Origin of the sequence: Streptomyces sp. NPDC058239, assembly GCF_042882185.1 — a bacterium.
Classification (GTDB): Bacteria; Actinomycetota; Actinomycetes; order Streptomycetales; family Streptomycetaceae; genus Streptomyces.
In genome coordinates this window covers 41,521-54,867 of sequence record NZ_JBHVWS010000017.1, presented here as the reverse complement: position 1 = coordinate 54,867, position 13,347 = coordinate 41,521, and the positions used below count along the sequence as shown (strand labels likewise).

Sequence of the window (13,347 nt, the reverse complement as noted above, 5' to 3'; positions counted from 1 at the left end):
TCAGCCCAGCAGTACGTCGTCATCGCCGATGCGCTTGAGTTCGCGCAGCAGCAGGGCGACACCAGTGGCGATGGCGGCGGCGGAGACAACGGCGTCGATCAGTCGGAGCGTGTCGTGTTCGAAGCGGGCCTTCTTGGCCTGCTTGATGACGCCGAGCGCCCCGAAAGCGGTGGTGCCGATGGACAGGTACGTACCGGTCTTGGACTTCTTGAAGCCCTTGGCCTTGGTCAGTGCGCTCACAACGACGGAGCCTCCTCCAGCAGCGGGTGGCCCCACTTTTCCACGAAGGCGGCCTCGACGGCGGCTCCGACCTTGTACAGCCGGTCGTCCTTCATGGCGGGGGCGATGATCTGGAGTCCGACCGGCAGGCCGTCCTCCGGGGCCAGGCCGCAGGGCAGCGACATGGCGGAGTTGCCGGCGAGGTTGGTCGGAATGGTGCACAGGTCCGCGAGGTACATCGCCATCGGGTCGTCGGCGCGCTCGCCGATCGGGAAGGCGGTGGTGGGCGTCGTCGGGGAGACGATTACATCGACCTGCTCGAAGGCCTTCTCGAAGTCCTGGGTGATGAGGGTGCGGACCTTCTGCGCCGAGCCGTAGTACGCGTCGTAGTAGCCGGAGCTGAGGGCATACGTACCGAGGATGACGCGGCGCTTGACCTCGTCGCCGAAGCCGGCCTCACGGGTGAGCGCGGTGACGTCCTCGGCCGACCTCGTGCCGTCGTCGCCGACCCGCAGGCCGTAACGCATGGCGTCGAAGCGGGCCAGGTTGGAGGAGCACTCGGACGGCGCGATCAGGTAGTACGCCGACAGCGCCAGGTCGAAGGACGGGCAGTCCAGCTCGACGATCGTGGCACCGAGCGACTTCAGCAGCTCGACCGACTCGTTGAAGCGCTGGACGACACCGGCCTGGTAGCCCTCACCGGCGAACTGCTTGACGACACCGACGCGCATGCCGTCGACGCTGCCGCTCCGCGCAGCCTCGACGACCGGCGGGACCGGGGCGTCGATGGACGTCGAGTCGAGCGGGTCGTGCCCGGCGATCACCTCGTGCAGCAGGGCCGCGTCCAGGACGGTACGGGCGCAGGGCCCGCCCTGGTCCAGGGAGCTGGAGAACGCCACCATGCCGTAGCGCGAGACGCCGCCGTAGGTGGGCTTGACACCGACGGTGCCGGTGACGGCTGCGGGCTGGCGGATGGAACCGCCGGTGTCCGTGCCGATGGCGAGCGGGGCCTCGTACGACGCGAGCGCGGCCGAGGAGCCACCGCCGGAGCCGCCCGGGATACGGGTGAGGTCCCACGGGTTGCCGGTCGGGCCGTAGGCGCTGTTCTCGGTGGAGGACCCCATGGCGAACTCGTCCATGTTGGTCTTGCCGAGGATGACGACGTCGGCGGCCTTCAGCTTCTTGGTGAGGGTCGCGTCGTACGGCGGGATCCAGCCTTCGAGGATCTTGGAGCCGACGGTGGTCGGCATGCCCTCGGTGGTGAAGATGTCCTTCAGCGCGAGCGGGACACCGGCCAGCGGGCCGAGCTTCTCACCGGCCGCCTTCTTCGCGTCGACGGCACGGGCCTGCGCGAGCGCGCCCTCGCGGTCGATGTGCAGGAAGGCGTGGACCTTCTCGTCGACCGCGTCGATCCGGGCCAGGTGGGCCTCGGTGACCTCGACGGCGGTGAGCTCGCCGGACGCGATCTTCGCGGCGATCTCGGCGGCGGTGAGCTTGATGATGGAGCTGTTGTCCGTCATGGCTTTTAGTCCTCCCCCAGGATCTGCGGCACCTTGAAACGCTGCTGCTCCTGGGCCGGGGCGCCGGAGAGCGCCTGCTCGGGGGTGAGCGACGGACGGACCTCGTCCGCGCGCATGACGTTGGTCAGCGGCAGCGGGTGGGAGGTCGGCGGTACGTCTTGGTCGGCGACCTCGGAGACGCGGGCGACCGCGCCGATGATGTCGTCGAGCTGACCGGCGAAGTGATCGAGCTCTTCGCCCTTCAGCTCCAGACGCGCCAGCCGGGCGAGGTGGGCGACCTCCTCGCGCGTGATGCCAGGCATGCAGCGATCCTCAGGGGTTGGTGTGTGGTTTTGGCCCAATCCTATGGTGTCGCCCGCAGCCACTCCCGCCACCCGGGCGAACACCCTGGTCAGGCGACAGATTCAAGTCCGTCCGGCGCGCCCGGTTCAGGCCCGTCCGGCAATTGGGGACAGAGCGGCCACCGGACTTTGCCGGTGGCCACACGCCGCACCCCCGCGCTCATGTCGTCGCGGGCCGCGACTCGACCGCCCGCCCGGACGGCCGCTGCTCCAGCTCGGGCGTCGCTGCCGCTGCGGCCGCCGCAGCAGCAGCCGCAGCGGCCGCCAGCTCCGCCGGCCGCCGCCAGCCGTGCTCGCCCCGCGCCCGCAGCCAGGCCGTCGTCTCCTGCGGCGGCATCGCGGCGGCGACCAGCCACCCCTGCACCGCATCGCAGCGCAGATCCCGCAGCCGCTCCCAGGTTTCGTCGTCCTCGACCCCTTCCGCGACCACCAGCAGACCGAGCGAGTGGGCCAGGTCGATCGTGCAGCGGACGATCTCCGCGTCCTCGTTGTCGACGGCCAGCCGGGCCACGAAGGACCGGTCGATCTTCAGCTCGCTGACCGGCAGCCGGCGCAGATGGACCAGCGAGGAGTACCCCGTGCCGAAGTCGTCGAGGGACATCTTCACGCCGTGCCCGGTGAGTCCGGCGAGGGTGTCGGCGGCGCGCTGCGGGTCCTCCAGCAGCACGTGCTCCGTTATTTCCAGCTGCAGCGCCCCGGCCGGGACGCCGTGCCGGGCGAGCCGTGCCGCGACGCCGCCCGCGAATCCGGGGGTGTGGACGTCGCGCGGGGAGACGTTGACCGCGACCGGGACGAAGAGCCCCTGCGCCCGCCACCGGGCGACCTGGGCCAGCGCCGTCTCCAGGACGTACTCCGTGAGGTGCGGCATCAGGCCGGACGACTCGGCGATGGCGATGAACTCGTCCGGAGAGACCCGGCCGCGCTCCGGATGCACCCAGCGCACCAGAGCTTCGAGGCCGGCCACCTGGCCGTCGAAGCGGACCTTCGGCTGGTAGTGGAGCTCCACCTCTCCGGCGTCCAGCGCACGCCGGAGATCGCCGAGGAGCCCGAGCCGGTCCGGTGTGTTGCTGTCCCGCTTCGACTCGTACACCTCGACGCCCGTACGGTCGCGCTTGGCCTGGTACATCGCCACGTCCGCACGCCTGAGCAGCCCTTCGGCGTCCAGCGCATGGTCCGGGTAGACGGCGACTCCGGCACTCGCCTCCAGCACCAGGGTCAGACCGTCCAGGTCCAGTGGGGAGGACAGCTCGGCGACCAGATGGCGGGCGACCCGCTGGGCGCTGGTGGTGGAGTCCGCGGTCGGCAGGAGCACGGCGAATTCGTCGCCGCCCAGCCGCGCTGCCTCCGCTCCTCGCGGGAGCGCCAGTCTGAGACGTTCCGCTATCTGCAGCAGCAGCCGGTCCCCCGCCAGATGACCGAGAGTGTCGTTGACCGCACGGAAACGGTCGAGGTCGATCAGGACGAGAGCGGATCTGACGCCGGTGGACTCGGCGTCCTCCAGCGCCGCCCAGGTGCGTTCCAGCAGCCACTGCCGGTTGGGCAGCCCGGTCAGTGGGTCGCGCAGTTGCTCCTCGGCCCGGGCGCGGGCGATCCAGAGGGCGGAGTCCAGGGCGATCAGCGGGACCGCGAAGAGCGGCAGGAGTACGGGCATGGCCATCGAGACGACGCAGATCAGCGGTGCGATGCCGAGCAGGGCCACCGCGACGAGGCCCTGGCGCAACAGGGCTGTGCGGGCGACGGTCGGCAGCCCGCCGCCCTGGGGCGCCCGCGCGTACCACAGCAGGACCCGGGTCACCAGAAGGTAGGTGGCGGCGGCCAGGAGGACTTCCGGGACGGCGGCGATGCCCCAGTCGAGTGGATGCCAGGGCGATTCGACGGTCTGCACCTCACCGAACGCGGCAAGCACCAGGGCTGCCGCGCCTATCCCCAGGATGTCCACCGCGCCGTGCAGCAGCCCTTGCCACCAGCGGTGTCTGCGGGCCACACCGACGAGGACGACGACGACCAGGCTGACCAGGCCGGCGGGCACCCAGCCGTAGAGGAGCAGCACGGCAAGGGTGAGGGCGGCTCCGGAACCGGTGCCGCCCCACCAGCGGTCGCGGCCGAGCGCGACCAGATGACCGACGATGATTCCGGTGAGGACGGCGAGGGACCAGCCGGCCCTGCCGTCGGGGAAGAGTGCGTGTCCTTCACTCACTGTCCGGTAGAAACCGGTCGCGAGCTGAACAACGGCGATCACCACGACGACGGCACCCACTTTGGGCGTGAGGCCGACGAAACCTTGCAGCCGCGACACCGGTGCGGCGCTCTCGGTCGGTTTCATTCCGTCCCTCTCACAGCCGGCGGTGCCGATGTCGCACGATGGTTCAGCTCCATGCCGCCACGACCCGATTTCCCACCCCGCGGCCGGGCACGGCAGGTGCACATCTCAACAGTAGGCCGCAGAAGGCTTCTACGGGCAGCGCTCTACAGCTCTTGCCCGAATGCGAACCGACCGTCCGTCAGCATCTGCTATGCGCCGATCGGGTGAACCCGGCCCCCGACGACAACCCTTGTACCTGTCCGTCCGTCTACACCCTTTCTGCCCACTTGTTCACCACTCACCCACCGATCGAACTCATTTCGGGGTTGCCTGACGGGGTTCTGTCCCGTTGCGCCGGTTCTGTGACGGTGATCCGTGCTATTCGGCCGGTTCCTCGACAGGTACGGCCGCCTCGCGCGCGGCATCCGGCCCCTGTTCGAGCAGTACGGCGAAGCCGTCCTCGTCCAGCACGGGCACTTTCAGCTGCATCGCCTTGTCGTACTTCGAACCGGGGTTGTCGCCCACGACCACGAAGGAGGTCTTCTTCGAGACGGAACCCGTGACCTTCGCCCCCCGGCTCTGGAGCGCCTCTTTCGCGCCATCCCTGGTGTGTCCGGCCAGCGTGCCGGTGACGACGACGGTGAGTCCTTCGAGCGGGCGGGGCCCGACCTCCTCCCCCGCTCCCTCGTCCTCCATCCGGACCCCGGCCTCCCGCCACTTGCGCAGGATCTCCCGGTGCCAGTCCTCGGCGAACCACTGCTTCACCGAGGCGGCGATGATGGGGCCGACCCCGTCGGCATCGGCCAGCTGCTGTTCGGTCGCCTCGTCGATCCGGTCGATGGAGCGGAACTGACGGGCCAGCTCCTGGGCCGCGACCGGGCCCACATGACGGATGGAGAGCCCGGTGAGGATCCGGGCCAGCGGGGCGTCCTTGGCCGCGGCGATGGCGTCGAGCATGGCAAGGGCGTTCTTCTTCGGCTCGCCCTGCTGGTTCGCGAAGACCCAGGCGGTCTTCTCCTCGCCGGTCTTCGGATCGCGCTTGGGCAGTCCGCTGTCCTGGTCCAGGACATAGGCCCGGATCGGCAGGAGCTGCTCGACGGTCAGCCCGAAGAGATCGCCCTCGTCGCGCAGCGGCGGCTCGGCCGGCTCCAGGGGCTTGGTCAGGGCCGCGGCCGCGACATAACCGAAGTGGTCGATGTCGAGACACTTGCGGCCCGCGAGATAGGCGAGGCGCTCCCGCAACTGCGCAGGGCAGGAACGCGCGTTGGGACAGCGGACATCGATGTCGGCCTCCTTCATGGGCCGCAGCTCCGTACCGCACTCGGGGCAGTGCGTCGGCATCACGAACGCCTGCTCCGTGCCGTCACGCAGATCGACGACCGGGCCGAGGATCTCCGGGATCACATCACCCGCCTTGCGCAGCACCACCGTGTCCCCGATGAGGACGCCCTTCGCCTTCACCACGTTCTGGTTGTGGAGGGTGGCGAACTCGACCTCGGAGCCCGCCACCTCGACCGGCTCGACCTGGGCGTACGGGGTGACCCGGCCGGTGCGTCCGACGCCGACCCGGATGTTCACCAGCTTGGTGTTGACCTCCTCCGGCGGGTACTTCCAGGCGATCGCCCAGCGTGGGGCGCGCGAGGTGGAGCCGAGCCGGCCCTGGAGCGGGATCTCGTCGAGCTTGACGACGACGCCGTCGATCTCGTGCTCCACGGAGTGCCGGTTCTCGCCGAAGTACGCGATGAACTCCCGTACCTCGTCGAGGGATTCCACCACCTTGTTGTGCCTGGCGGTGGGCAGGCCCCATTCGTGCAGCAGCTCGTAGGCGTGCGAGAGGCAGTCGATGTCGAAGCCCTCGCGGGCGCCGATGCCGTGCACCACCATGTGCAGCGGGCGGGTGGCGGTGACCTTCGGGTCTTTCTGGCGCAGTGAACCCGCCGCCGCGTTGCGCGGGTTGGCGAATGGTTTGTCCTCGGCCTCGACGAGCCGGGCGTTGAGCTCCTCGAAGGCCTCCATCGGGAAGAAGACCTCGCCGCGGATCTCGACCAGCGCCGGAATCCGCTCACCCTTCAGCCGGTGCGGGATCTCGGCGATCGTACGGACATTGGGGGTGATGTCCTCGCCGGTGCGGCCGTCGCCACGGGTCGCGGCCCTGGTCAGCCGCCCGTGCTCATAGGTGAGGTTGACCGCGAGTCCGTCGACCTTCAGCTCGCACAGGAAGTGGTAGTCGGTGGTGCCGACGTCCTTGGCGATCCGCTCGCCCCAGGCCGCCAACTCCAGGTCGTCGAAGGCGTTGTCCAGCGAGAGCATCCGCTCGCGGTGCTCGACGGAGGTGAATTCCGTCTGGTACGGCCCCGCGACCTTCTGTGTCGGCGAATCCGGCGTGCGCAGCTGCGGATATGTCTCCTCCAGGGCCTCCAGCGCGCGCATCAGCCGGTCGAACTCGGCATCGCTCACGACCGGCTGGTCGTTCACGTAGTACCGGAAGCGGTGCTCCTCGATCTGCTCGGCAAGCAGTGCGTGCTGCTCCCGAGCCTGTGCGGGCACTGACATCTGCTGTTCGCCGGCCATCATCGTCTCGTCCTCCCGTTACCCGTTGCCCCGTTACTCAGGGTTGTCTGCGAGCGATCTCGCGGCCCGGGCGCAGTGGGCGAGCGCGGCGCGCGCATACGCGGGCGAGGCACCCGCGAGCCCGCACGACGGGGTGATCACCACGGACTCCGCCAGAGTCCCCGGATTCAGCCCCAGCCTGCGCCACAGCGTCCTGACACCCATGACGCTACCGCCCGGGTCTGACAAATCACCCGAGGCCGGGTCGGTGCCCGGCACCACCCCGAGGAAGAGCTGGGTGCCACCCTCGACCGCTTCCCCGATCGCATCCTCCTCACGCTCGGTGAGCAGCGAGAAATCGAACGAGATGCCGTCCGCCCCGGCCCGGCGCAGCAGCGCGAACGGCACATCGGGCGCACAGGTATGAACGACCGTCGCCCCGTCCCCGGCCGCCGCCAGGACATCGCGCAGGGTGCCCTCCACGACCTGGCGGTCGACGGCCCGGTAGGTGCGGTAGCCGCTCGCCGTCCTGATCCGCCCGCGCAGTACGCCGGTCAGCGACGGTTCGTCGAGCTGGAGGATCACTTCGGCGCCCGGCACCCTGCGCCGTACCTCCGCCAGGTGGGCGCGCAGTCCCTCCGCCAGTGAGCCCGCCAGGTCGCGGCAGGCCCCCGGGTCGCCGAGCACGGCCTCGCCGCCCCGCCGTTCCAGTGCGGCGGCCAGCGTCCAGGGGCCGACCGCCTGGACCTTGAGCGGCCCCTCGTACCCCTGGGTGAACTCCTCCAGCGCATCGAGATCCTCGCCGAGCCAGGACCTGGCCCGGCGGGTGTCCCGTCCGGGCCGGTCGCTGATCCGCCAGCCACTGGGCTCGACATGGCCGTACAGGTCGACGAGCAGCCCGATGGTCCGCCCGATCATGTCCGCACCGGGCCCTCGGGCCGGGAGTTCGGCCAGATACGGCAGGCCCTCGCCGCCCCCGAAGGACCCGGTGACGGTCTTCGCCGCCTCCCGGGCGTCTCCCCCGGGCATGGAACCGATGCCGGTGGCCGCGCACCCGCTGAACTTGCTCTTCTCGCTCACACGGGAAGCCTAAGGCCGCGCCCGGCCCGTCCGGTCGGCAGTGGCGGTCAGCGCCCGGGGCGCACCGTGAGGTCGTTGACCTCGGCGTCGCGCGGCAGGTCGACGGCCATCAGGATCGTGGTGGCCACCGACTCCGGGTCGATCCAGCGGGAGGGGTCGTACTCCTTGCCCTCCTGCTGGTGGACCTTGGCCTGCATGGGGCTGGCGGTGCGCCCCGGATAGACGGACGTCACCCGGACGCCGTTCGCGTGCTCCTCCTCGCGCAGCGAGTCGGCGAGCGCCTTCAGGCCGTGCTTGCTCGCGGCGTACGCGCTCCACTCGGCGTGCGCCGCGAGACCGGCGCCCGAGTTCACGAAGAGCACATGGCCGTGGGCGACCCGCAGTTGCGGCAGGAAGAGCCGGGTCAGCTCGGCGGGCGCGACCAGGTTGGCGTTGAGCTGGAAGTGCCATGCCTTGGGCGTGAGGTCACCGACCTTGCCGAGCTCGACGACGCCCGCGACGTGCAACAGCGAGTCGACCCGCTCCGGCATCGCCTGCTGGGCCAGCGCCCAGGAGAGCCGGTCCGGGTTGGAGAGGTCACCGACGAGCGTCCGGGCGCCGGGGTGGAGCTCGGCCAGCTCCTTCGCGCGGCCCGCGTCACGGGCCAGCAGCACTGTCTCGTCACCGCGCTCCAGAAGACGACGGGTGACAGCTGCGCCGATGCCGGAGCCTGCGCCGGTGATGACATGAGTGGGCATGCCCCCATGATCGCACCCGCACCCGCCGCCGCCTCACCGGAGGCCGGACCACTCCTCCAGGTAGGCCAGGGCGCCCACGCCGTCCTTCGCGAAGAACACCAGGTCGGTCAGCGGGAGGGGCAGGAAGCCCTCGTCCTCCATGCGCTGGAACTGCTGGCGCAGCCCGTCGTAGAAGCCCGCCGTATTGAGCAGGACCACCGGCTTGTCGTGCTTGCCGTGCTTCTTCAGCTCCAGGATCTCGGTCGCCTCGTCGAGCGTCCCGGTACCCCCCACCATGATCACGACCGCGTCGGCCTTCTCCAGGAGCAGCGCCTTGCGCTCGGCGAGATCGCGCGCGATCACCATCTCGTCCGCATTGGTACGCGCCTGCGCGGCCAGGAAGTCGACCGAGACCCCGACCAGCCGTCCGCCCGACTCCTGCACCCCGTCGGCGACGACCTTCATCAGCCCGCTCTCCGACCCGCCCCAGACGAGTGTGTGTCCCCCCTTGCCGAGCAGCTCGGCGAATTCACGGGCGGGCCGGGTGTAGCGGTCGTCGAGGTCGGCGGCGGAGAGGAAAACGCAGATGTTCATGCAGCAACGGTAAAGGGCACCACTGACACCCCGGTGCCGGCCGGGTGGAGAACCGGCCGGCACCGGGGAAGAAAGGGGAAGAAATCGGCCCGCGACACGGCTGTACCAGACATGACTTCCACACAAGGCCACGTGATCACCGTCGAACCCGGAACCGAGCATGTACGTGTGGTGCGCGACGGGCAGGTGCTCGCCGAGAGCCGGCGTCCGCTCGTGCTGCGCGAGACGGGCTGTCCGGTCCGCTACTACCTGCCGCCCGAGGACGTCCGCACAGAACTCCTGACGGCTTCGGACACCCACACCCACTGCCCGTTCAAGGGCGATGCCTCCTACTGGTCGCTGCCGGACGCGGCCGATCTCGTGTGGGCGTATCCGGAACCCAAGCCCGAAGTCGCCGCGATCAAGGACCACTTCTGCTTCTACGACACCGAGACGGTCTCCGACTGATCGTCAAGCACCGCTCCGATCTGGGGAATTGAAGAATCTCAAAAAACTATCGCCCGAAGCGATGACTTTTCCGCCGCATCGCAGTCAACCTTCACATGGACAAGACTCTCTCCCGCGACGGCACTTCGATCGCGTATCGGCGCCGGGGTGAAGGACCACCGGTGATCCTGGTGGGCGGGGCGCTCAGCACGGCGGCGACCGAGGCTCCCCTCGCCCGCCTCCTCGCGCCGCACTTCGAGGTGGTCACGTACGACAGGCGCGGCCGCGGCTCCAGCGGCGACAGCGGGCCGTACGCGGTGGAACGCGAGATCGGGGACCTGGCCGCGCTCGTCACAGTGATGGGCGGCCGGGCCTCGGTGTTCGGCGTCGGGGCCGGCGGGGCACTGGCCCTGGAGGCCCGGGCCGCAGGGCTGCCCGTCGACCTGCTGGCGGTCTACCAACCGCCCTACACCCCCGGGGCCTCGGGGGCGCAGTTCAAGGCCTGCTGCACGGCCCGGCTGCACCGGCTGCTGTCCGCCGGGGACCGCGGCGGGGCCGTGGAGCTGTTCCTGTCCGTGACGGGCGTCCCGGCCGACATGATCGCCCGGATGCGACGTGCACCGCTGTGGCCCGGCCTGGTGTCGTTGGCGCACACACTCGCGTACGACGACGCGCTGCTCGGGGACGGCTCGATCCCGGCCGAACGCTTCGCGTCCGTCACGGCGCGCACGCTGGTGGTCTGCGGCGGCTTCAGCCCCACCCCGGCCCGGCTCGCGACCCGCGCCCTCGCGGACGCACTCCCGCGCGCCCGCCACCGCACCCTGACGGGCCAGACCCGCGAACTGGCGCCGCAGGCGGTGGCCCCGGTCCTGGCCGAGTTCTTCGGCAGGGACATGTACGCGCGCCAGGCGTCCTGACCCCACGGTCCGCCCCGCTCGGCCACGCCCGTACAGGGGTCGGACGTGACCGAGCGGGGGCGCCGGATGCCTCTGGGCCCTCCCGGCGCCCCGCGGCCGGTCGTGCGGGCTACGGCGCGTCGGTTTCCGGGATCCGGGTGCCCGTGCCGCTCACCCGTACCCGCGCGTCGCCGACGTGCAGTTCGACGCGCAGTTCGCCCGGGCGGCCCATGTCCGCGCCCTGGTGCAGGATGAGTGCCGCCCCGTCGGGGACCAGGCCGAGTTCGCGTGCGTACGCGCCGAAGGCGGCGGCTGCGGCGCCCGTCGCCGGATCCTCGATCACGCCGCCGACGGGGAAGGGGTCGCGCACGTGGAAGACCGTCGCGGACTCGCGCCACACCAACTGCACGGTGGTGAGGTCCAGGGAGGTCATGATGTCCTTCAGCCGCTCGAAGTCGTACGAAAGATCGGCCAGTCGGGCGCGGGTCGCCGCGGCCAGGATCAGGTGGCGTGCGCCGGCGTAGCCGATCCGGGGCGGGAATGCGGGGTCGAGGTCGGTGGCGGACCAGCCGAGCGCCTCCAGCGTCTCCGTGACGTCCTTCTCCGCCGCGTCGTGCACCGCGGGCTCGACACTGGTCAGGGTCGCGTGCAGGGTGCTGTCCGGCGCCTCGGTCACCGTCACCGGGACCGTGCCGGCAGGTGTGGCCAGGACCAGGTCGCCCGCGCCGTGGCGTTCCGCGTGGGCGATGGCTGTGGCGATCGTGGCGTGTCCGCAGAAGGAGACTTCGGCTTGGGGAGAGAAGTAGCGGACGGTGTAGGCCCGTTCCTGGCCGGCGAGCTCCGCCGGCGGTGCGGTCAGGAAGGCGGTCTCGCTGTAGCCGAGGTCCGCGGCGATCGTCAGCTGGTCCTCGTCGGTCAGACCGGCGGCGTCCAGGACGACGCCGGCGGGGTTGCCTCCTGCGGGGTCGGCGGAGAACGCGGTGTAGCGGAGGATCTCGGGGCTGCGGTGCGGTGTCGTCATGGTGGTGGCACTCCTTGCGGTCCGGGGACCATGGGTGGGTGAAGCGGGGAGATGTGGTGGTGGACGCTGTCTGCGGGGGTCGGAGGGCTGTTGCTCTCCTCGGGTCAGGCCTGCGCCTCTCGGGCCCGGCGCCGGATCGACAGGGCGAGCAGGGCGCCGATGGCGAACGTGGCCGCCGCGATGCCCGCCGACAGGCGCAGGCCCGAGGTGAAGTCGTCCGCCGTGGCGGTGAACGTACCGAAGAGGGCCACGCCCACGGCGCTGCCGACCTGTCGCGACACGTTGAGGACGGCGGTGGCGATTCCCGCGTCGGCAGTCGACGCGGCTTCGACGACGGCGGCGACGGCGGCCAGGGCCGTCATGGTCTGGCCGAGGCCGGTGGCGATCAGCGCGAAGAGCAGGACGGGATACGGAGTGCCGGGCCCGGCGAGCAGCCAGCCCAGGAAGCCGACGGCGCCGAGGACGAGACCGGCGGCCATCGGGACGTACGGACCGGTACGGGCCGCGACCCGGCTGAACAGCGGCGCGGCGGCCAGCCCCATGCACACCGAGGGGAGCAGGGCCAGGCCGGTGCCCAGGGCGCTGAAGTGGCGCTCCTGCTGGAGGTACAGCGTGGCGAGGAAGAGCATGCCGTAGTAACCGAGGCTGATCAGCATCCCGATCACGGTCGTCGCGGTGAAGGCGCGGGAGCGGAACATGGACGGCCGCAGCAGCGGATCACGCCGGGTGCGGCCCCGTGCCGAGCGTGACTCCAGGGTGCGTTCCATCAGCGCGAAGGCGGCCAGGGCCGCGGTGCCGACGCCGAGGACGGACAGGACCAGGGGTGACGTCCAGCCGTGCGAGCCCGCCTCGTTGAGGCCTCCGGCCACACCGACGAGGCCGATGACGGCAAGTGTCTGGCCCACCGGATCCGTCTTTCGCGTACGCGGCCGGGGTGCGGCGGAAGGGATGTGCCGTAGTGTCAACAGGACGGCGAGTGCGCCGAACGGCAGGTTCAGCCAGAACACCGAGCGCCAGTCCGATCCCGAGACGAGCAGCCCGCCGACCGCCGGCCCCGCGCCGAAGGCGACCGACGCGACGGCTCCCCAGACGGCGATGGCCCGGGCCCGCACCGCGCGGTCGGGGAACGTGGCCTGGAGCAGTGCGAGCGAGGCGGGCACGAGCAGGGCCGCTCCGGCGCCCTGGGCGAGCCGTCCGCCGATCAGCAGGCCGGAGGTGGTGGCCAGGCCGCAGGCCACGGAGGCGGTGGTGAACAGTCCCAGGCCGGCGAGGAACACGCGCCGATGGCCGAAGCGGTCGGCGAGTCCTCCGCCGAGGAGCACCAGTGCGGCGAAGACGGTGCTGTATCCGTCGACGATCCACTGGAGCGCGGACGGACCCGTGCCCAGCGAGGCCCGGATGTCGGGGATCGCCACGTTCACGACGGTGACGTCCAGCATCACGAGGAAGTAGCCGAGACTGAGCGCGATCAGCGGGGGCAGATCGAGGGGCTTCTTCTCGTCGCCGGGCTTCTTCTCATCGAACGGCTTCTTCTCGCCGAGGGCCTTCTTCTCGCGGCCCGTCGGCGCGGGTGTCCGGTCGGCCGGTACGGGCACCCGGTCGGCCGGGCCTCGGACGCCGGCGGGAATCGCTGCTGTGGTCATGAGAAGAGCATCGGGGCCCGATACTTCGCTCCTCGACGA

The 13,347-nt window shown here is 70.7% G+C and carries 12 protein-coding genes; 2 read left to right on the top strand and 10 right to left on the bottom strand.

Annotation, left to right across the window (positions count from 1 at the left end):
- The 8 genes from ACFVYE_RS19910 to ACFVYE_RS19875 all read right to left on the bottom strand — a co-directional run bounded on the left by ACFVYE_RS19910 (position 1) and on the right by ACFVYE_RS19875 (position 9,322).
- Positions 1-240 (bottom strand): hypothetical protein, encoded by a 240-nt coding sequence (locus tag ACFVYE_RS19910; RefSeq protein WP_266357685.1) that lies wholly within the window; start codon positions 238-240, stop codon positions 1-3.
- Positions 237-1,739 carry an Asp-tRNA(Asn)/Glu-tRNA(Gln) amidotransferase subunit GatA gene (gatA, locus tag ACFVYE_RS19905; protein ID WP_383966381.1) on the bottom strand — a complete coding sequence of 501 codons (1,503 nt, stop codon included), beginning with the start codon at positions 1,737-1,739 and terminating at the stop codon, positions 237-239. Before gatA ends, ACFVYE_RS19910 begins: the two co-directional genes overlap by 4 nt.
- 5 nt (positions 1,740-1,744) lie before the next feature.
- On the bottom strand, positions 1,745-2,041 hold the full coding sequence (gene gatC / locus ACFVYE_RS19900) for an Asp-tRNA(Asn)/Glu-tRNA(Gln) amidotransferase subunit GatC (RefSeq protein WP_015036350.1): 297 nt from the start codon (positions 2,039-2,041) through the stop codon (positions 1,745-1,747).
- 199 nt (positions 2,042-2,240) lie between these two features.
- Positions 2,241-4,403: a putative bifunctional diguanylate cyclase/phosphodiesterase gene (locus tag ACFVYE_RS19895; RefSeq protein WP_389606622.1), complete on the bottom strand. Its 2,163-nt coding sequence runs from the start codon at positions 4,401-4,403 to the stop codon at positions 2,241-2,243.
- A 357-nt stretch (positions 4,404-4,760) separates the two neighbouring features.
- Positions 4,761-6,953 (bottom strand): NAD-dependent DNA ligase LigA, encoded by a 2,193-nt coding sequence (ligA, locus tag ACFVYE_RS19890; protein ID WP_383966482.1) that lies wholly within the window; start codon positions 6,951-6,953, stop codon positions 4,761-4,763.
- Positions 6,954-6,986: 33 nt separating this feature from the next.
- Positions 6,987-8,012, bottom strand: a complete 1,026-nt coding sequence (locus tag ACFVYE_RS19885; protein ID WP_383966387.1) for a methionine synthase — start codon at positions 8,010-8,012, stop codon at positions 6,987-6,989.
- Between the two features lie 47 nt (positions 8,013-8,059).
- Positions 8,060-8,749 (bottom strand): SDR family oxidoreductase, encoded by a 690-nt coding sequence (locus ACFVYE_RS19880; RefSeq protein WP_383966390.1) that lies wholly within the window; start codon positions 8,747-8,749, stop codon positions 8,060-8,062.
- A 33-nt stretch (positions 8,750-8,782) separates the two neighbouring features.
- Entirely contained in the window at positions 8,783-9,322 is a 540-nt protein-coding gene (locus ACFVYE_RS19875; protein WP_383966393.1) for a TIGR00730 family Rossman fold protein, read from the bottom strand.
- A 111-nt stretch (positions 9,323-9,433) separates the two neighbouring features.
- On the opposite strand from ACFVYE_RS19875, the gene ACFVYE_RS19870 reads away from it, so the two are divergent.
- Both ACFVYE_RS19870 and ACFVYE_RS19865 read left to right on the top strand, forming a co-directional pair.
- A complete protein-coding gene (locus ACFVYE_RS19870) occupies positions 9,434-9,769 on the top strand; it encodes a DUF427 domain-containing protein (RefSeq protein WP_114246801.1) in 336 nt (111 codons plus the stop codon).
- Between the two features lie 95 nt (positions 9,770-9,864).
- On the top strand, positions 9,865-10,665 hold the full coding sequence (locus ACFVYE_RS19865) for an alpha/beta fold hydrolase (RefSeq protein ID WP_389606619.1): 801 nt from the start codon (positions 9,865-9,867) through the stop codon (positions 10,663-10,665).
- Between the two features lie 109 nt (positions 10,666-10,774).
- Here the strand turns inward: ACFVYE_RS19865 and ACFVYE_RS19860 are convergent, their stop codons facing one another.
- Both ACFVYE_RS19860 and ACFVYE_RS19855 read right to left on the bottom strand, forming a co-directional pair.
- Entirely contained in the window at positions 10,775-11,665 is an 891-nt protein-coding gene (locus ACFVYE_RS19860) for a PhzF family phenazine biosynthesis protein (RefSeq protein WP_389606617.1), read from the bottom strand.
- 104 nt (positions 11,666-11,769) lie between these two features.
- Complete coding sequence (locus ACFVYE_RS19855; RefSeq protein ID WP_389606615.1) at positions 11,770-13,308, bottom strand: MFS transporter; 1,539 nt, start codon at positions 13,306-13,308, stop codon at positions 11,770-11,772.
- Positions 13,309-13,347: the final 39 nt, after the last annotated feature.